Source organism: Thermostichus sp. MS-CIW-15, from assembly GCF_054060575.1.
The window spans coordinates 53689-70181 of record NZ_JBSSDI010000007.1; the positions used below are offsets into that span (position 1 = coordinate 53689).

The following is a 16493-nucleotide window of genomic DNA, read 5'->3' on the forward strand; positions in this document are numbered from 1 at the left end:
TTGCCTTCATCACCCTTGCACACACCTTTTCCTACGCTTTCCTGCAGCCCTTCCTTGAGCCAACCCCGGCTGTTTCCTTGAGCTAGGAAGCGCAAAGGCAAAGGGGCCAGCCAGCAGGGCTGCTAGCCCCGATTATAGACAAAATTTGACAAAGCTTAAACAAGTATTAAGGAGAAAGTGCCCCTGTCCCGCGCCCCCAGGGATCCCTGGGGCCGCCAGGTTCAGATGGCTGCTAGCTGACGGTCACCGGCGACTCGGCTGCCGCAGCGCGCTCTTCCTCTTCTTCCGGTGGAACAGCCACAAACTCGATGTGGTTGAGCAGCGTCGTCACGAAGGCAAAGAGCAGAAAAGGCAGGGAGATGACCAAGATCAGCGCGATGGTGAGAAAGGCGTAGAGGGGGCTATTCATCAAAGAGAGGGCGGCGCCCAGGCCAGCAAAAATCACGATTAGCCAAACAATGATCTGGCCGTAGATATCCCCAAAGGAGAGGGTACAGATAAAGCGGTAGCGGGTGTGGGTGTTCATGGCAATTTCTCGGGATAGCCTGGTTGACTCGATCCTGACTAGGAACCAAGCCTTAGCCTCACGGGTGGATATGAGTATCTTGAGATTTTAGACGAGAGAAGGGGAGATGCCTCTCTTTCCTAAGAAATGTCTCAAGAATCGGCTGAGCAAGCCGGATCCTTCGTCTCTCCGAAGACAGGATGCTATCGTCGAGATCGCAGACTCTTTCTGGTAGGCAGCAGCCATGTGTATTTGTATTCACTGCTACTACGTGGATCGCTGCACCACCTATCACGCCGTGGAAGCGCAGCACCAACAGCCCCACCTCACCCTGACGCCAGATTTTGAGCCGCAAGGACCCCAGATCAACGTCAACATCCGCAACGGCGGCACCGAGATGGAGTGGGATGTGGTGGCCTGCCAGAGCTTTCGCGAGGAGCGGAACAAGTGGGCTCGGCTTCGCCCCCAGGAGGTCGTTCCCACTTAAAATCCTAGGAGTGGCCTAGATCGCCGAAAAAGGGTTCTCCGCGCCTGCGGGGCTTGAGCCTTGGGTCTGCCCTTAGCAGGGGGAGGTTGTTCTGTCCGTTTCAAGAGATGGAAAGACGATGATGCTGACCGCAAGCCCGACAGCGCCGCCAACAGATGCCCGTCAACGAGTAAGCCAGTTTATGCGGCACCTCCAGGACGAGATCTGCGCTCGCCTAGAAGCACTGGACGGCAAAGCCAAGTTTCGGGAAGACAGTTGGGAGCGTCCCGGAGGAGGGGGTGGACGCTCGCGGGTTATCCAGCAGGGAGGGGTGTTCGAGCAAGGAGGGGTCAATTTTTCCGAGGTGTTTGGATCCCAGCTGCCCCCTTCGATTTGCAAACAGCGCCCAGAGGCAGCAGGGCATCCTTTCTACGCCACCGGCACCTCGATGGTGTTGCACCCCCGCAACCCCTACGTGCCGACGGTTCACCTCAACTACCGCTATTTTGAGGCGGGGCCGGTTTGGTGGTTTGGCGGCGGCATGGATCTCACCCCCTACTACCTGTTTGAGGAGGATGCGGCCCATTTTCACCGCACTGCCAAGGCGGCCTGCGACCGCCTGGATCCGGCCTACTACCCGGCTTTCAAGATCTGGTGCGACCGCTACTTCTTCTTGCCCCATCGGGGCGAGGCCCGCGGCGTGGGCGGCATTTTCTTTGACTATCAAGACGACCGGCCTGGGCTGCTCTACCGTCCTGAGGGCGAGGCAGAAGCGGATCCCGAGCAGCTCGCCGCTGAGCCGCCGCCCCTCCAGGTGCGGGTGGGATCCCGCAGTTGGGAACACCTCTTTGAGCTGGTGCAAGCCTGTGCCGAGGCGTTCTTGCCCGCCTATGTGCCGATTGTAGAGCGGCGGCAGGGGATGGAATGGGGGGAGCGGGAACGCCAGTTCCAGCTCTACCGGCGCGGCCGCTATGTGGAGTTCAACCTAGTCTACGACCGGGGCACGGTCTTTGGTCTCCAGACCCAAGGCCGTACCGAGTCGATCCTGATGTCGCTGCCGCCCTTGGTGCGCTGGGAATACGGCTACGAGCCACCGCCCGATAGCTGGGAAGCTAAGCTCTACGAAGTGCTGCGCCAGCCTCGGGATTGGGTCTAGGCGGCATTGGTCTCGATTTCTGAGGATTGCAGTGTCTTCCCCGCTGCCCCTTGCCTACCGCTTTCAACCCCCCCGCCACGCCGGGCCCGGCAAGGCGCCGGTGTTGGTGATGCTGCACGGGATCGGCAGTCATGAGGGGGATCTCCTCCAGTTGGCCCCTTACTTGGATCCCCGCTTGGCGGTGATTAGCCTAAGGGCGCCGCTTCCCTGGGGGGCAGGTGGCTTTGCCTGGTTTGAAATGGCCTGGACGCCGGAAGGGCTGGTGGGGGATCCCGAGCAAGCCCGCCGCAGCCGGGAGCTTTTAAGCTGCTTTCTGGATCAGGCTTTGTCCCAGGGAATGGCCGACATTTCCTTGGATCCGGCCCAGGTCTATTTGCTGGGGTTTAGCCAAGGGGCAATCATGAGCTTATATCTGGCTCTAACCCAGCCTGAGAAGCTAGCCGGCGTGGTGGCAATAAGCGGTCGTCTTTCGCCAGAGATCCTGGCCGAGGCGGTAGAGCCAGCCTGGATGCAGCATCTGAAGATCCTGGTGGTTCACGGCACTGCCGATACCGTTTTACCGGTGGCCTTTGGCCGCCAGATCCGCGACTACTTTGCCTTGCTGCCCCTGAGCTTTACTTATCGCGAGTACGCAATGGGCCACGAGGTTTCCCCAGAAAGTTTGCGGGATATCCAAGGGTGGTTGCAAAGTCAGTTGGACAAAAGCTGTGGCCCTCCTTGGAGTTGAACCCTGGGCAAGGGCTGGGAGCCGTTGGGATCCCCTACAATAGCGGCAAAGTTTTTGCCCCCTGAGGGTCTCAGTGAACGGCGGCCAGCCTCCCTACGACATTCTCATCCTCTCCAACGGCCCCGGCGAGCTGCTCACCTGGGTGCGGCCAGTTGTCCTCGAGTTGCGCCAGCAACTGCCCCAGGCCCGTCTTTCCCTGGTCCTCTCTCCTTGTCCGCACGCTTCTGGGCAAGAGATGAAGATAGCGGAGGAATTTATCCAGGTCGATCGGGTTCAGGATCCCGATTTTTTTCTAGCTTTTTTGCTCACTGGCCAAACCGAAGAAGCTTGGGACTGGGCCAAACGGGGGGTGGTGCTGTTTCTGGGGGGGGATCAGTTTTTTGCTGTCTGGATTGCCCGTCGTCTCGGCTACCGCGTGGTGGTGTATGCCGAGCATCGGCCCCGCTGGCGACCCTGGGTAGACGTTTTTGCGGTGCGGACGGAGGAGATCAAACGTCGCTACGACGGGGGACGCCTCCTGGGCCACCGCTGGGCTGCCAAGATGCACGTGGTCGGGGATCTGATGGCCGATGGCGTGGCCAGTGCTGTCTACTTGCCGGGGATACCTCTTCCCGGCTGGCTCAGCAGCCGCTCCCTTCCCCCGCCGACTCCTAGCGCTGCTCCCAAATCGACGGCAGGCTTTTCCACCCTCCTCCAGCCCCTCCCCGATCCCATCGAGGAGCTGGGATCGCTGCGAACGGCACCGGAAAAGGTGGAACCCACCTCTGCCGACGAAGCCTTGCTGCCGCGCGGCTGGCAACGTCTTGGCGATAGCATCCGCACCCACTACCAGGTGGGGCTGCTCCCCGGCTCCAAGCCGGCCAAGCTCTCCTTGGGGGTGCCGCTGGTGCTGGCGGTGGCCGATGAATTGCGCCAGCTGTTGCCCAACGTCCGCTTTGTGATCCCGGTGGCTCCTGGACAGACCCCACAATCCCTGGCGGCCTATGCCCATCCCCGGCTTAACCCCGATATGGCCATCATCTACGGCACCTCCGCCACCCTGGAGCAAACCAATCTCGGATCCCACTTCGTCACCCCCTTTGGCACCACGGTACAACTGTGGACTCGTTTCCCCGCCTATTCTGTGCTAGCCAATTGCGACCTCTGCCTGACTACGGTTGGAGCCAACACCGCTGAGCTGGCCTACCTGGGGGTGCCCATGGTGGTGGCGATCCCCACCAACAAGCTGGAGGCGATGCGCGCCTGGGACGGGATCCCTGGCCTGTTGGCCCGCTTGCCTGGCCTGGGCACTTGGATAGCCCGCCTCATCAACAGAATTGCCCTGCAGTGGCTGGGTTACCTGGCTTGGCCAAACATCTGGGCAGGACGGGAGGTGGTGCCGGAGCTGCGAGGCCATTTGCGCCCGATCCAGGTAGCCGAACAGATGCGAGCCCTGTTGGTTAATCCCGAGCGGCGTCAGCAGATGCAGAGGGAATTGCAACGTCTAGGGGGCAGTCCGGGTGCGGCCCAGGCCATCGTACAACTCGTGGCCCAGCAGTTGAGCAAAAGCTAAAGGAGACGGCCAAGGCGCTCCCGCAACTCGGCGGCAGCCTGCTCCAGGTGGTCGGGGGTATAGCCGGTGGTCTCCACCCGAACCGCAAGATGGGTGTCCTGGCTCTCGTGGAGATGAACCCACAAAATGTGGCGACCATCTTCGGTTCTGCGGTTGGCGGCTTTGACGCCGTTTTTGGGGGCAGCGTAGGCGTTTGAGTCGTAGCGAACCAGATCTACCCAGGGAAGGTCGCGCAGGAGCTTTTCCACCTTGACCCAACTGCGAGGACGGTGATGGCTGCTGTCGCTCCGCAATTGGATGACCTGGGAGCGATCTCGACCGGAATCGGGGAGAGCCGCCCGCGGGATCCGCGGCTGGACTTGCGGCTGTAAGTAAGGTAAATACACCAGAGATTTATATTGCTCGTGGATGTAGCAGACCGGGATCCCCAATTGACTGCCCACCACGGCCATGATCATGGCCTGGGCTTTGAAGCCCCCGGTGGCGGCGAAGGTGACGATCCCTTTAGCGCTTTCCGCCAACTGGCGCAACAGCTCGGCCATCCGCTCCAGGGAGGATCCCTCTAGCTCGTAGTTAACGCCGGGGAGGGGCACCAGCGAAACCTGTTGTTGGCCCAGCGCTTCTTCAAAAAAGAGCTGCAAAATCTGGGCACACTCCAGTCCTTCAGAGGTTTCGGAGTAAAGCAAAATCAAGGCATCCTGGGGAGTGGGATCCAGCCGGTAGTAGGTATTGGTTTCGGCGCTGATTAGTTCCAAATCTGTCTTTTTCATCCAGGCCAAGGCCCGTTCCGGATCCCCGATGGTTTTTTGTCCCAGCCAGGGGCGCTGCGGCTCTAGGTTCTTGTCGGGATTGGTGAGCAAGGAGGTGCCCACAGTCATGATGATGGTCTGCATGATAGGCGGTTAACTCAAATTTTTCGAGGGCTCTGTTCCGCTTTGCGCCCAGAGCAGCTTGGCCTTGCGGATTCTGCCATCTTCCTTTAGATCCAGAACTTCCACCTGCACCTCTTGCCCCACCGAGAGAGATCCCGCCCGTTTGGGCTCCTTCTGGGTGAGCTTGGTGTCTGTGTCCAGAATCTGGAAGGTGACTTCGTTGCCCTTGATGTTGGTGATGGTGGCCTTCAGCTTTTGCCCGGTCTGGAAGCAGGCTTTGCGGGCCTGATGCTGGGCCTGGTCTTGTTGGTGTTGATGGTTTTGTTGTTGTCTGTCGTCCTGGGGTTTGTTTCCCGCCCCTTGGGGAACGGAGTCCTTGCGACCGGAGTTGTCGTTGGGTTGGGATCCCTGAGGCGGCGGAATCTCGCCAATGGGCATTCCCCCATCTTTGTAGTAGCAGGCCAGCCGGGCTGCCCAGCCCAGGATCTGCAGCATCTCTGCCGGCCTGTCCTGCAGAGGTTGCAAGTACCTTTTGCAGGTTTCGTCAATAAGCTGATAGTATCTTCTGGTTTGTTGGGTACGGCATAGGCCAGTTTCCCGCACCAGCTCGCCGGTGAATCGGAAAAAGCGGGATCCCGCGTCGGGGTGGTGGGCGACCGAGCGCAGATAGGCGATGCACTTGCTCAACTCGTCGACATCCACCCTTTCTTTGGCCAAGGTCATGGCGATGCCGTGGGCGAGATCCCAAGATTGGGGGCTGAGATCGACAGAGTCTGACAGCATAGGGGAACCCTCAATACACGCCGGGGGGCGGCTCGCGCAGAGCAGTGGGACTTAGGATGGCGGCCAATCGCTTGAGCTGTTCGGGCAAGATGTAGCCCTGGGCAGCTTGGATCTGCTTTTGCACAAAGGCTTTGAGGGCTTCTCCTTCTAGGGTATCGGCTTGTGGGGGATCGTAGCGGCTGTAGCGATCTTTTAGGTTGCCGGGCCGCTCGATCTTGTCGAGGGTGACCTGCAGGGATCCCAGGCCCACGGGCTTACCGCCCCCCACCTTCAGCAGCATGGGATGGTTGGGATCCTGCCCCAAAACCGTGAGCAAGGTGCCCAGCTCGGCAGGGGTGAGGTTTTTGAAGTGGATTTGGGTTTTGAAAACCGTGTTTTGCATCGCTTGCTGGGTGGGTGTTCCCCTTGAACTGCCCTGCAAAGCTTTTTTGTGGGTGTAGTAGAACTTGCGTCCAATGACTTTGCCGTTTTCCTTTTTAAAGTAAGCTTTGCACTGATCCGGGCGAGGACGGTACAGCGGGGGCAGGGATCCGACACCCGATCCGGTGCCGGTGGCAATGGCATCCCTGAACTCCACCAATCCCTGCCAGTTCAGGGCACCGAAAACGCGGCTGGCCGGACAAAGCTGCTCCTTGTTGCGGCAGGGGTGCCGCTCTGGGGGGATCCGATTTCGGTACTGGCTCATCATCACCGCCAGGGTGCTGTTGGTGATCGCCTCATACATGGCCCGGATGGCCCCCTTGAGGGAGCTGCCCTGGATTTTAAGCCTTCCGTTGGGAGTGGTGGTCATGGTTTTGAGCACCGGGATCCTTTTCACCCCGACATCGCTGCCCAAGGCCAAGTGGCCGGTGGAGATGTGGACGGCAGTCTGCACCGTCAGGGTGAGAAAGAGGGTGCCGTGCAGCTTATCGGCGTGGAACTTGGCGTGGCCGGCGGGCCGCTCCAGCTTGGGGGGCTGGGTGGGAAACGGGATCAGCTCATAGGGTTTGGGAGACACGGTTGGGTTACCTCCACCTCGACTGCTGTCGCCGGCATGAGGATCTTGTAGAGGCAGCCTGGTTGGGCAGTGGGCGAGGGCCTTGGGGGGTCATGGTCACCTCGGGATCAGGGCAATAAAGTGAACACGGGCAGTTCGCTCATCTCGGAAGTAGCGCTGGCCTACCCTGAGATCTTTGGGATGGCTGAGGAGCTTGGGAAAGCGGGTTTCTCGATTTTGGGATCCGTACAGGTCGGCTGCGTGATCCTCCCACCGCCACTCTCCCGGCAAAGGGATAAAGGAGTCCGGGGGAGCTTGGATCCCCAGATACAGCAGATCCCAGCCGTGGGGGGTGCTTTTCCAGCGCAGTTCCCCTTGTTGGGAGAAAACTTGCCCCTCTGGACAGACGGGATCCGCCGGGATCCCCACCTGAATGCCGCTGACTCGATGGGGCCAGCGCAGAAAGGAGTAGGTTTTTTCAGAAGTGGAAAAACAGGCCGAGAGCACTTGGGAAAGCGAGGGCTCCCCCCCGTCTCGAATCCTGAGCGAGGCGACGTAGGCTGGTTTCATACGGCTTTGGCCTCCGCTTGCAGAAGTTTGGCCCAACTTTTAACGGCGGCGGCCAGCAGGTGCTCCACCTTGGCCTCAGACCTTTGCTCCCAGGTCAGCCGCGCCCCAAAGCCCAAGGGCATCGGCTCCGCCCCCACCGGCACTAACTGGCGATCGGGTTTGGCAAAGCCGTATTTGCCCGCCTCTTCTGGACTGAGAAACTCGCTCGCCCCCAGCAGGGATCCCCTTGGCCAGGCAAGCTGGGATCCCAGCAGCCGTAGCTCCTGGCTCCCCTCCTCCACCAGGCAGCCCGGGTAGTCCACCGTCGCCCACTCGTACTCCACCCGAACGCGGCCCATGCCGCGGGATTTGGCAAAGCCAATACCAAACCATCCTTCGTCCAGATCCCGCAGCACCAGCCCCAGCAGGCCCAGTTGGGCCAGGGTAAAGTTTTTCAGGTGGATCTTGGTTTGAAAGGATCCCTCGACACAGACTTGGTAGCTAAACGGCCCCACCGCCACCGACCCGAAGACGCGATCGATGGCCACCCCGTTGCGTTCTTCCAGGCGCAGAGGTGTCCCCGGCTTGGGATAGGCATCCTCGATGCGCAGCCGGCTGGCGATGGCCGTGTTGCCGAACATCTGATCCGTAAAAGAAGAGAGGGCGTAAACCCGGTGGGACTCTGCAATTTTTTCCAGCCACTGGTTGGCCTTTTGGTCGAGGGGATCGCTGGCCCAGAGTTGCAACTTGTTCCCCTCAGGCCGTCTGTCGCCGCCCACCGTTCGGACGATGCGCTCCGCGTGGGCGCGAATGGCCCCTTTGAGGGAGCTGCCGGGAAAATAGACTGTCCGCCCGCCGCCGCGATAGGTTTCCACAAACTCCATGTCGGGCTTTGTCGGATCTGCCCCTTGTTTGCCAGCTTTGATGAGCACAGGGCCATCTGGCTTGAGGGTGAGGCAGAGGGTGCAGTGGTTAACGTAGCGCTTGTGCATGGCCTGGGATCCTTCACTGAAGAGGAACAAGAGGGTTTTCGCCCAACCCTTGCGCTAGCTGCGGGGGCCGACGGGAGCGACAGCGGTTAGTTTGGCAACCAGGGCTTCCACCCAGTCTTGGCGCAAGGCGGCAGCCTCTTCCGGGCTAAGGGGTTGCCGGGATCCGGCCACCAGCTCTTGCAGATAGGTCAGCAGCCGCCGCGGATCCCCTTCTGAGTCAAACCAATAGACCGCCCCGATCTCCAGGCGGACGACCCCCAAGCCGCGGGAGCGCCCCCCTCCCAAGGGGATCTGCTCCGTTTCCAATTGGTGCAAGCCGATGGCCAGCAGGCCCAGCTCCCATGCTTCGGCATTTTCGACAACGGCGTGGAACTGAAAGGGGGTGTTGGCCGGCACCACTTGAAAGTCGTAGAGCTTGCCCTCTGCCGCCGTCTCCGTATCCCGATCGATGGCCACACCATCCCGCTCTTGGTATTGGCCAAACCAGGCTTCCCGCACCACGGGCAAATCGCGAATCTGCACCTTGCCCGCCAGCCAAGGGGATCCAAACACCTGCGAGACCCAGTCGGTGGCCTCGATCAGCTTTTGCGTCAGGGTTGCGTCGTCGTCTTTGTAGGTGTTCTTAATTTGGTTGACCACCCGGACTTGCTCGCTGCCGGTCAACTCGCTGGGATCCCTGGCCAGCGCCGGATCGATGCCGCGCAAAAAACTCTCCAGGCGGGAGCGCAGCGCCCCCTTGAGGCTGGAACCAGGGATGAGCGGGCGGCCCAGCGCGTCCTTGAGAACCGGCAAATCGGAGCCGATGGGCTCGGTGGAGCGGCCCACCCCGATGTGCAGGGCGGTCACGGTGGTGAGCGTGCCGGTGATCTCCAAGCGGTTTTTGAAAACGTCGAACATCGTTCCCTCAAATCAGGTTAAGGTTGAAGTTAACGCTCCACAGATATCCTCCATCCACTACGGCTTCGGCAAACAGGATGGGGATGATTTTCAACTGGCTGAGCCGGAAGGTCGAGACGACACCCTCAAGGGCACAACTGGTCATGCTTTAAGATCCTCCCCCTTCTCGCTTGTACTTGAGATAGCGCGCCCCATAGCCCAGGTAACGCCGGATCAAGTCAATTTTGATCTCGTTGACTTTGGGGGATCTTTCTTCAACGCCGGCCTTTTGGGCAATGGCGAGGGCCTTTTGATGGATCCAGTTGTCGATGTCTTGGATGATGGCTTCTGCCAAGGAGTTCTTGCCCCGACCCCACTTTTCATCTCGCCCCATCTGGTAGCGCAAGAAGTTCTTGATTACCTCTGAGCTTTCGGTGGAAGCTGCCACATGCAACAAGTTGCGGTACTGGGCCTCTTCCAATTTGCTCAGACCTTTAAAGTTATCCAAGGCGGTTTGGATTCTGGCAACCAGCTCATCTTCGGCCAGCCGAATGTGCCGCTGGATCTCAAGTTCCTGTTTTTGCTCCAGTTTGCTCTCGCTGGTGGCGAAGGTCATAGCGGGTTCTCCCAGAAATGATGATGGAACAGACTACAGACCTCAATTTGGCCAAATCCCTCCGCGGTTCGCTCGCCGATGCCCCAGTATTCCATCTCCGCCAAAATCGGGATCCAGCGCTCCATTTGCGTGGTGCTCAGCAGGAAGACGCTGCCCTGGGTTGTAACCAGCTCTACATCTTTAAAAAGCCCCCAGGCGGCGTTCCAGCCGGAAACATAGGCGTAGCTGCTACAGGCCAGCTCCAAGACCAGGGATCCGTCCTCGCAGTTGGCCTCCTCCTGGAGCATCGGCGGCGTGAGCACCGTGGTGCGTTGCCAGCACTCCTTGAGGATGGCCCCCGACTGCAGCCCGATGGAGAAGTACTGCCGCTCCGGCGGCAAGGGCTGCCAGGGATCCCCAAACACCTGCCATTGTTGCCAGCGCTGCCGCAGCTTTTGGTTAAAGGCTGCCACCCGCTCAGCCAGGGAGGGCTTCGGGGCCCTCAGGTGTCGAGCGGCAAGGCTGACCCGGCCCAGCCCCCGCGACACCCCCCCTCCCAAGGACAAGCGGCGGGCGTGGGTGTTGAGGTAGCCGGCGAGGGCTGCCGCCAGCTCGCGATCCTGCAGATAGATGTGGCCGCTGAAGAGGGAAGGCTGCAAGCTCCCATCTCGCCCGGCCCGGCCCTCGTTGATCACCTCCAGGCTGTAGAGGATCTGGTCGGCGGCGGTGGCGCGGCGGCGGTTGATCCCCACCCGCGTGAGCAGGCGCTTGGACACGGTCACCCTTCGGTAGCGGGATCCCTCCTCCTGGCTGTAAAAGCCGCCGAAGGGCTCCACCCTGCCCCCGGAGCCATCCGGCTCTGCCGGATCAAAGGGGATCCCCAGCCGCTGCGAGCAGAAGCGATCCAGCAGTGTGTCGAACACCCCCGTTTTGCCCGCCTCTGAGCGGAAGCCGGGGTTGTTTTTGGAGCTAAAGGCCGTGGCCGGCAAAACCCGGCTGCCGGATCCCGGATAAGCATGGGTAAACACCGCCGCACGGGCCTCCGTGAACAGGGCGGCCAGATCTCCTGTCAGGGCCTCGCCGGGGCGGTGCCGGCTTTGGCGGAGCAGGAGGTCGGCCAAGGCCCCCCGGATCACGCTGCCGGGAATGAAGTCCTGGGCCTCGCTGATGGAGCCGCCCGGCTTTTGCCGACCGATGGCCAGGGGAGACTCGGCAGTGAGCGTGAGTTCAATGGCCTCCATCAGCTCCCTCCTCCGGCCAAAAAGGCCCAATCTGCGTCATTCGGCTGCAGGGCAGCTAGAGACTGGGGATCCCAGTGCAACCAACCCAAGCCTGCAGATTTGCTGCCTCCCAGCGCCCCAATGTGGTGCAGGGCCACCCGCAGCAGGGCCTTGCCCCAGGGAGGGCAGTCGGGCAAAAGCTGCAGGGATCCGGAGAAGATCAGCTCGGCTGCCGGCGAGGTCTCGATGAGGTAGAGCCGCTGATCCTCGGCGGTGCGGCGGCGGCGGTTGAGGGTGACTCCTGGGCGGAGGGTCGCTTCCAGCGCTGCCGGCGGCACCTCACAGACGAGATCCGCCACCCACAGGCGGGAAGGCAGGGCCGGATTGCCGAAGATCTGGCAGACCAGGCAATGGGATCCGGCGTAGCCCTCGACCTGGTATTCGGGGCGGTCGAAGTGGCCGTCGATCCCCTCCCGCTTGGGACACATGCGCTCCGGGTCGGGGGAGCGGCAAATGGCCCAGCCGAGGCCGCGGGCCAGCTTTTCGCACTCGTGGCGCAGCCTTCCCTTCAACTGGGAGCCGGGGATGAGCAGCCTGCCGTAGGCATCCTTGAGCAGGGGCTTGTCCGCCAGGGAGCCGCTGGAGCCGCCGGATCCCACCGCCAGAGCCGAGGCGAGGGTGGCCTTCAAAGGGATAGAGGTGCTCGTTTGGGGCAACTCTGCCAGCCGAACCATCACTTCACCTCCACAGGAACGGGCCGGCCCTCGGCCTGGGGCTGTTTTTGGACAAAAGCGTACAGATCCACCAGATCCCGCCAGATGGTCTCGTAGGTGGGTTCCCCCTCCGCCGCCACGTACATCCAGGGGGGAAGGTGGCCGTCGTTGGTTTTGGCCTTGCACCAGGTGCGTTCAAAGGCCTCGATCAGCGGCTGCCCTTTTTGGCCCAGCCGGGTGCGGAAGTAGAGGTAGTTGAGGGTGGCGGTGCGCTTGCCTTTTTCCAAAAAGCCGCGGATTTGGTAGAGCTGGGAGCGGGGAAAATCCGCCGCCTGCAAAGCTTGCACCGTTCTCAGCAGCCCACGGATCTCCGGGACGGTGTAGGGGCCGGCGTAGAGCTTGAGGAGGTGGCCGTTCTGGCGATTCTCCAGGGCCTGCTGGCGAAAATCCTGGATGCTGGAGGCGATCAAAGTCACCGATTTCAAAGAGAGAAAGTCGATGGTGGCCACCGAAAAGTCTTGATCGCGGGGCTTCAGCTTTTTGGCGCGGCTTTTGGCAGATTTCAACAGTTGTTCGGTCAGCCTTTCGGCATAGTAGATGGGGGTGTCTTCCGAGGCAAACAGCACGCCTGCCGAGGTGGAGAGCCGACAGAGCTGGTCTGGGCTGTCGGCCGGGTAGCGGTGCGGCACCTGGCCGAGGGAGCGGGCGGCGTAGGTGGCCGATTTGGCCAGCAGGATCTGCTCGAACTGCTCACAAAAGGTGGCGGCAATGTCCAGGGCCTTGTGGGCTGGCACCACCATCAGCACATCGTCCCCGCCGATGGTCAGGATCTCGAAGGGGTGGATCCACTCGCCGTTGCGGTCTCTGCCGCTTTCCGGATCCGGCGGCAGGCCCCGCAGCCGGTGCGCCTGCAGGTGCTGGGCAAGGGCGCGGTAAACGGCTTGTTCCGTGGCCTCGGAAACGTCGCGGCTAAATTGCCGGTAGGCCTCTGGGGTTTGGATCTGCTGCACGTAGCCGCCCATGTTGTTGCCGTCGGCGTAGAGGTAGGCCACAAAGCCCTGGCTGGCGTTGGCCACTTCCCGCAGCGATTGCGCCTCGCCGATCCCCTGGCCGGATCCCGCGCAGGGCTGCAAATAGCGCTCCCGGTAGGGCTCGCCGGCGGGAGAGTCGAGGAAGCGGGCAAATCGCGTTACCCAGCTTTCCACAAAGCCGGGATCCCAGGCGGGGAATTTGCGGAACCACCCCTGCTGGCCTGTCTCCAGGCGCTTGGCCTGGCGGCCCACCAGCGCTTTGCGGGCTGTGGCCTCCGATAGCCAGGGCTGACCTGGCAGGTCGGCTTTGGCCAGGGCCGGGCGGCGGTCGGTGCTGTCGCGGCGCAGGTAGGGATGGGTTTCAAAAAAGGCGGGATGGGCGCGGCTGGGGCGACCGGGATCCGGATTGCCGTTGCGGCGGTGCTGGAAGCGGGCGGCCAGGTAACCCACCAACTCGTTGAAACTTTTGCGGGCCTGGAAGCTGGCTTCGCTGCCATCCCCAAAATAGGCTCTCACCAGGGGATGGGTTTTGTGTTGCGCCAGCCAATCCAGCCAGGGGGTGCGCTCGATGGGATCCCGCAGCAGGCCGTAGCGCAGCTCCAGCAGCCGAAAGGCGGATCCCACGGCACAGGCGTTGGCGGTGAGGGTTTCTTCGGTGTAGCGGCGCTCGATGGCCTCGCAGAGGTCGTCCACATAGGCCGCCGGACAGAAGGCCAAGAGGTTGCCGCCGGTGGAGTAGATGAGGAGCTCCGGAATGAGAGCCTGCGCCAAAGCCGGGTAGTGCTGCTGCAGCCAGGGCCGAACCCGCCGGTTCACGTAGGCCTCCAGCTCTGCTTGAGACTCCTTCCCCAAGGCTTTCCACCCCAAGTAGGTTTGCTCGGGATCCCCAAAAAAGGCGGGCAGATCCACCAGGTTAATGCGATCCAACAGGGCCGAGGCGCCGCGAATTTCCGGCAGTTTGGCGGACTCGAAGACGTAGCCCTTGATCTTGGTAGCCCCCCCGTAAACCAAGCCGATGCGGCTGGTCTGCCGCCACAGCTCCGGATAGCGCGATTGCAACTCTGCCAAGGTTTTGGGAAAGGTTGTGGCCGCCACGCTCTCCTGAAATTGGCGCACCTGCGCCCAGAGGGGCTGCAGCGCCTCCGGGATCCCGGCTGCGTCGTCGGTGCGGATGGCTGCGCACATCTGCTGCAGAATCGGCAAGGGAAATTGGGGATCCCGCCCTTCTCCCCAGGCCAGGCACCAGGCCAAGGCGATGGGCACGGGGGAGGCAGAGGAGGTAGCGGTCATGGGCAACACCTGGCAAAAAAGAAGATATAGAACGCAGCTGCTGTGCTGGCGGGCAAATCCGGCCCTGACTTTTGACTGGAGCGATCCTTGAACTTCACAAATCCTTCATCAAAACCAAAGGCGCTTCAAAAAGACGGCGTCGGCAATAGCAGCCACGCGGGCAGAGAATCGCAGCCGACAGAGAGAGGCCATGGCAGTGACTGATGGTTGCATTTTGCAGTTCCAGACTGGGAGACAGTATAGGCCGATTTGGATTCATTGCCAACAGATTCAAGACTTTTTTCGGTTGGCCCAGCCAGCGATTTAAAGGTAAAGCAAATTGGAAGGGATCCCTTCTCAAATCCTCTCAAAGGAAAAGTGGCTCTAGGTTGATTTTGGATAGGGGCTGCTATTGACTGGGGATGAGCAGAAATGGGATGGGCCTATGCTGACCAAGTTGAGTTTTTCAGAGCCACCCGTCGCCGGAGCAGAAAACAGCAAGTGGCCGACGGGATCCGAGTTGGTGGGGATCACCTTGGAAGTTCAGGCTCCTCGGTCTTACCTGCTGGATCCCCACTATGCTAAGGGGCTGCACGCCTGGTTTTTGGGCGAGGTGCAGCAGATGGATCCGCAGCTATCTGCCTATTTGCACGACGGAGAATCGGAAAAACCCTTTACCCTCTCCCGGCTGATGGGGCCCTTCCGCGAGCAGGGGGGGCGACTGCTGATCCCGCCCCAGATCCCCTTCCGCTGGTCGATCACCGCCCTCAACCCCCAAGTGGTGGAGTGGCTGCGGGAATGGTGCCGACGGCTGCCCCCCTGGCTGGAGTTGCGCGGATCCCCGCTGCAGATCCTGGGATGGCAGATCTCGATCCCCCCGCGCACCTATCGTCAACTGTTGGAGCAGCCTCTTTCCTCCCGCTCCTGGAGCCTTTCCTTCGTCTCGCCCACCAGCTTTCGCCACCGGGGCCACCATCTGCCGCTGCCGATCCCTCGCAACCTGTTCCACAGCTATTTGCGCCGTTGGAACGATTTTTCCGGCCTGCCCATCGAGGTAGAACCTTTTCTGGATTGGGTGGATGGGGAAGTGGTCATCCAGCGGCACCGTCTGGAATCGGTCAAAACCACCGCAGGTCGCCAGGGATCCGTGACGGGCTTCGTTGGCTGTGTACAGTTGGCGGTCTCCACCCGCGCGTCTGAACTGTTGCAGCAGCAGCTCCAGGCCCTGATCCACTTCGCCCCCTACTGCGGCACCGGCCACAAAACCCCCTTTGGGCTGGGGCAAACCCGCCTGGGTTGGTTGGCCGAAGAGCTACCCGCCTCCCCTGTCCCTTCCCGGGAAGAGCAGGTGGCCCAGCGGATCGAGGAGCTGAGCGCCCTCTTCCTCAGTCAGCGGCAGCGCCAAGGGGGATCCCGCGCCGAAAAAACTGCCCAACTGTGGGCGACGATCCTGGCCCGCCGCGAAGGTGGAGAGAGCTTACAACAGATCGCCGCTGATTTGGAGATGCCCTACGAGACGGTGAAGACCTATGCCAAGCTGGCCCGCCGCTCTCTCCAGTCTGGATCCCAGGACTACTCGTCGAGCAGTCTTCCCTAGATGACTTGAGGTACTTTGTTGAGCCTGATACATTCACGCTGAACTCTCCTGAACATGGTTCAGGAAAGAAGCGATCGCATCCTGCCTATCTCTGAGCAGGAAGGCGGTATCCCGCAAAGCCCTGAGGAATACCCCCCGAGCGCTTTCCCCCTTCACTTCCCGGCAACCGTTGCGGTGGACTCAAGGATCAGGGGGAAACTTGGTCTACTATATCCCTCTCAATGACTTTTGCCAAACCGCCTAAAGCTCAGTAAATTCAGCAAAGTTCAGGGTTTTGGGGGTTAGAGGCATGCTCTTGCAGGGAGAAGGTAGAGATCAACCTCACTTCTCTTTGCTCATTACTCGCTTCTCTCTAGTTTCCGTCCCCTTGCGGGGAAAAGGTAGGGATCAACGCAGGCGCTCTTTGGCGACAAGCCCTTCAAACCGGGTGTTTCCGTCCCCTTGCGGGGAAAAGGTAGGGATCAACTTGCCCAGAAGCACATTGCAGAGGTTGAGATTGATGGTCAGGTTTCCGTCCCCTTAGCGGGGAAAAGGTAGGGATCAACTTCACGGTCCAGTAGCACTAATGGGCTTCTCGTACATCTTCCCGTTTCCGTCCCCTTGCGGGGAAAAGG

General features: G+C 61.0%; 17 protein-coding genes and 1 CRISPR repeat array (1 of these 18 running past the window's edge). Of the genes, 5 read left to right on the forward strand and 12 right to left on the reverse strand.

The window, feature by feature from the left end:
* Positions 1-232: 232 nt before the first annotated feature.
* On the reverse strand, positions 233-526 hold the full coding sequence (locus tag ACVW0R_RS04055) for a hypothetical protein (RefSeq protein WP_457501686.1): 294 nt from the start codon (positions 524-526) through the stop codon (positions 233-235).
* Positions 527-749: 223 nt separating this feature from the next.
* On the opposite strand from ACVW0R_RS04055, the gene ACVW0R_RS04060 reads away from it, so the two are divergent.
* The 4 genes from ACVW0R_RS04060 to ACVW0R_RS04075 all read left to right on the forward strand — a co-directional run bounded on the left by ACVW0R_RS04060 (position 750) and on the right by ACVW0R_RS04075 (position 4406).
* A complete protein-coding gene (locus tag ACVW0R_RS04060; RefSeq protein WP_011429756.1) occupies positions 750-992 on the forward strand; it encodes a Ycf34 family protein in 243 nt (80 codons plus the stop codon).
* Between the two features lie 121 nt (positions 993-1113).
* Positions 1114-2127, forward strand: a complete 1014-nt coding sequence (hemF, locus tag ACVW0R_RS04065) for an oxygen-dependent coproporphyrinogen oxidase (protein WP_099813229.1) — start codon at positions 1114-1116, stop codon at positions 2125-2127.
* Positions 2128-2158: 31 nt separating this feature from the next.
* Positions 2159-2854: an alpha/beta hydrolase gene (locus ACVW0R_RS04070; protein ID WP_457501687.1), complete on the forward strand. Its 696-nt coding sequence runs from the start codon at positions 2159-2161 to the stop codon at positions 2852-2854.
* A gap of 73 nt (positions 2855-2927) precedes the next feature.
* On the forward strand, positions 2928-4406 hold the full coding sequence (locus ACVW0R_RS04075) for a hypothetical protein (protein WP_457501688.1): 1479 nt from the start codon (positions 2928-2930) through the stop codon (positions 4404-4406).
* On the opposite strand, the gene ACVW0R_RS04080 is transcribed toward ACVW0R_RS04075, so the two are convergent.
* From ACVW0R_RS04080 to cas10, 11 genes are all read right to left on the reverse strand, one after another.
* Positions 4403-5299: a putative CRISPR-associated protein gene (locus tag ACVW0R_RS04080; RefSeq protein ID WP_457501689.1), complete on the reverse strand. Its 897-nt coding sequence runs from the start codon at positions 5297-5299 to the stop codon at positions 4403-4405. The genes ACVW0R_RS04075 and ACVW0R_RS04080 overlap by 4 nt on opposite strands.
* A gap of 9 nt (positions 5300-5308) precedes the next feature.
* A complete protein-coding gene (locus ACVW0R_RS04085; protein WP_457501690.1) occupies positions 5309-6061 on the reverse strand; it encodes a hypothetical protein in 753 nt (250 codons plus the stop codon).
* A gap of 10 nt (positions 6062-6071) precedes the next feature.
* Entirely contained in the window at positions 6072-7058 is a 987-nt protein-coding gene (locus ACVW0R_RS04090; RefSeq protein WP_457501691.1) for an RAMP superfamily CRISPR-associated protein, read from the reverse strand.
* A gap of 96 nt (positions 7059-7154) precedes the next feature.
* Positions 7155-7607 (reverse strand): hypothetical protein, encoded by a 453-nt coding sequence (locus ACVW0R_RS04095; RefSeq protein ID WP_457501692.1) that lies wholly within the window; start codon positions 7605-7607, stop codon positions 7155-7157.
* On the reverse strand, positions 7604-8578 hold the full coding sequence (locus ACVW0R_RS04100; protein WP_457501693.1) for an RAMP superfamily CRISPR-associated protein: 975 nt from the start codon (positions 8576-8578) through the stop codon (positions 7604-7606). The genes ACVW0R_RS04095 and ACVW0R_RS04100 overlap by 4 nt, the downstream gene beginning before the upstream one ends.
* A gap of 54 nt (positions 8579-8632) precedes the next feature.
* Positions 8633-9475 (reverse strand): type III CRISPR-associated RAMP protein Csx7, encoded by an 843-nt coding sequence (gene csx7 / locus ACVW0R_RS04105; protein ID WP_011429765.1) that lies wholly within the window; start codon positions 9473-9475, stop codon positions 8633-8635.
* Positions 9476-9482: 7 nt separating this feature from the next.
* Entirely contained in the window at positions 9483-9620 is a 138-nt protein-coding gene (locus ACVW0R_RS04110; RefSeq protein WP_011429766.1) for a hypothetical protein, read from the reverse strand.
* A gap of 3 nt (positions 9621-9623) precedes the next feature.
* The gene (locus ACVW0R_RS04115) at positions 9624-10070 is read right to left on the reverse strand and encodes a hypothetical protein (RefSeq protein WP_011429767.1); all 447 of its coding nucleotides are present in this window, start codon (positions 10068-10070) and stop codon (positions 9624-9626) included.
* Positions 10067-11290 carry a type III-D CRISPR-associated RAMP protein Csx10 gene (gene csx10 / locus ACVW0R_RS04120; RefSeq protein ID WP_457501694.1) on the reverse strand — a complete coding sequence of 408 codons (1224 nt, stop codon included), beginning with the start codon at positions 11288-11290 and terminating at the stop codon, positions 10067-10069. The genes ACVW0R_RS04115 and csx10 overlap by 4 nt, the downstream gene beginning before the upstream one ends.
* Positions 11290-12003: an RAMP superfamily CRISPR-associated protein gene (locus ACVW0R_RS04125; RefSeq protein WP_099812319.1), complete on the reverse strand. Its 714-nt coding sequence runs from the start codon at positions 12001-12003 to the stop codon at positions 11290-11292. The genes csx10 and ACVW0R_RS04125 overlap by 1 nt, the downstream gene beginning before the upstream one ends.
* A complete protein-coding gene (cas10, locus tag ACVW0R_RS04130; RefSeq protein WP_457501704.1) occupies positions 12003-14198 on the reverse strand; it encodes a type III-B CRISPR-associated protein Cas10/Cmr2 in 2196 nt (731 codons plus the stop codon). Before cas10 ends, ACVW0R_RS04125 begins: the two co-directional genes overlap by 1 nt.
* Positions 14199-14727: 529 nt before the next feature.
* On the opposite strand from cas10, the gene cas6 reads away from it, so the two are divergent.
* The gene (gene cas6, locus ACVW0R_RS04135) at positions 14728-15879 is read left to right on the forward strand and encodes a CRISPR-associated endoribonuclease Cas6 (RefSeq protein WP_457501695.1); all 1152 of its coding nucleotides are present in this window, start codon (positions 14728-14730) and stop codon (positions 15877-15879) included.
* Between the two features lie 355 nt (positions 15880-16234).
* A CRISPR array of direct repeats spans positions 16235-16493; the repeat unit is 37 nt; unit sequence GTTTCCGTCCCCTTGCGGGGAAAAGGTAGGGATCAAC (it continues 1071 nt past the right edge of the window).

Excerpts from the sequence above, each read along its gene's own strand:
- ACVW0R_RS04080 (WP_457501689.1), bottom strand. The coding sequence starts at position 5,299 with ATGCAGACCATCATCATGACTGTGGGCACCTCCTTGCTCACCAATCCC.
- hemF (WP_099813229.1), top strand. The coding sequence starts at position 1,114 with ATGCTGACCGCAAGCCCGACAGCGCCGCCAACAGATGCCCGTCAACGA.
- cas10 (WP_457501704.1), bottom strand. The coding sequence starts at position 14,198 with ATGTGCGCAGCCATCCGCACCGACGACGCAGCCGGGATCCCGGAGGCG.
- ACVW0R_RS04100 (WP_457501693.1), bottom strand. The coding sequence starts at position 8,578 with ATGCACAAGCGCTACGTTAACCACTGCACCCTCTGCCTCACCCTCAAG.
- csx10 (WP_457501694.1), bottom strand. The coding sequence starts at position 11,290 with ATGGAGGCCATTGAACTCACGCTCACTGCCGAGTCTCCCCTGGCCATC.
- cas6 (WP_457501695.1), top strand. The coding sequence starts at position 14,728 with ATGCTGACCAAGTTGAGTTTTTCAGAGCCACCCGTCGCCGGAGCAGAA.
- csx7 (WP_011429765.1), bottom strand. The coding sequence starts at position 9,475 with ATGTTCGACGTTTTCAAAAACCGCTTGGAGATCACCGGCACGCTCACC.
- ACVW0R_RS04060 (WP_011429756.1), top strand. The coding sequence starts at position 750 with ATGTGTATTTGTATTCACTGCTACTACGTGGATCGCTGCACCACCTAT.
- ACVW0R_RS04095 (WP_457501692.1), bottom strand. The coding sequence starts at position 7,607 with ATGAAACCAGCCTACGTCGCCTCGCTCAGGATTCGAGACGGGGGGGAG.
- ACVW0R_RS04115 (WP_011429767.1), bottom strand. The coding sequence starts at position 10,070 with ATGACCTTCGCCACCAGCGAGAGCAAACTGGAGCAAAAACAGGAACTT.
- ACVW0R_RS04085 (WP_457501690.1), bottom strand. The coding sequence starts at position 6,061 with ATGCTGTCAGACTCTGTCGATCTCAGCCCCCAATCTTGGGATCTCGCC.
- ACVW0R_RS04110 (WP_011429766.1), bottom strand. The coding sequence starts at position 9,620 with ATGACCAGTTGTGCCCTTGAGGGTGTCGTCTCGACCTTCCGGCTCAGC.
- ACVW0R_RS04055 (WP_457501686.1), bottom strand. The coding sequence starts at position 526 with ATGAACACCCACACCCGCTACCGCTTTATCTGTACCCTCTCCTTTGGG.
- ACVW0R_RS04125 (WP_099812319.1), bottom strand. The coding sequence starts at position 12,003 with ATGGTTCGGCTGGCAGAGTTGCCCCAAACGAGCACCTCTATCCCTTTG.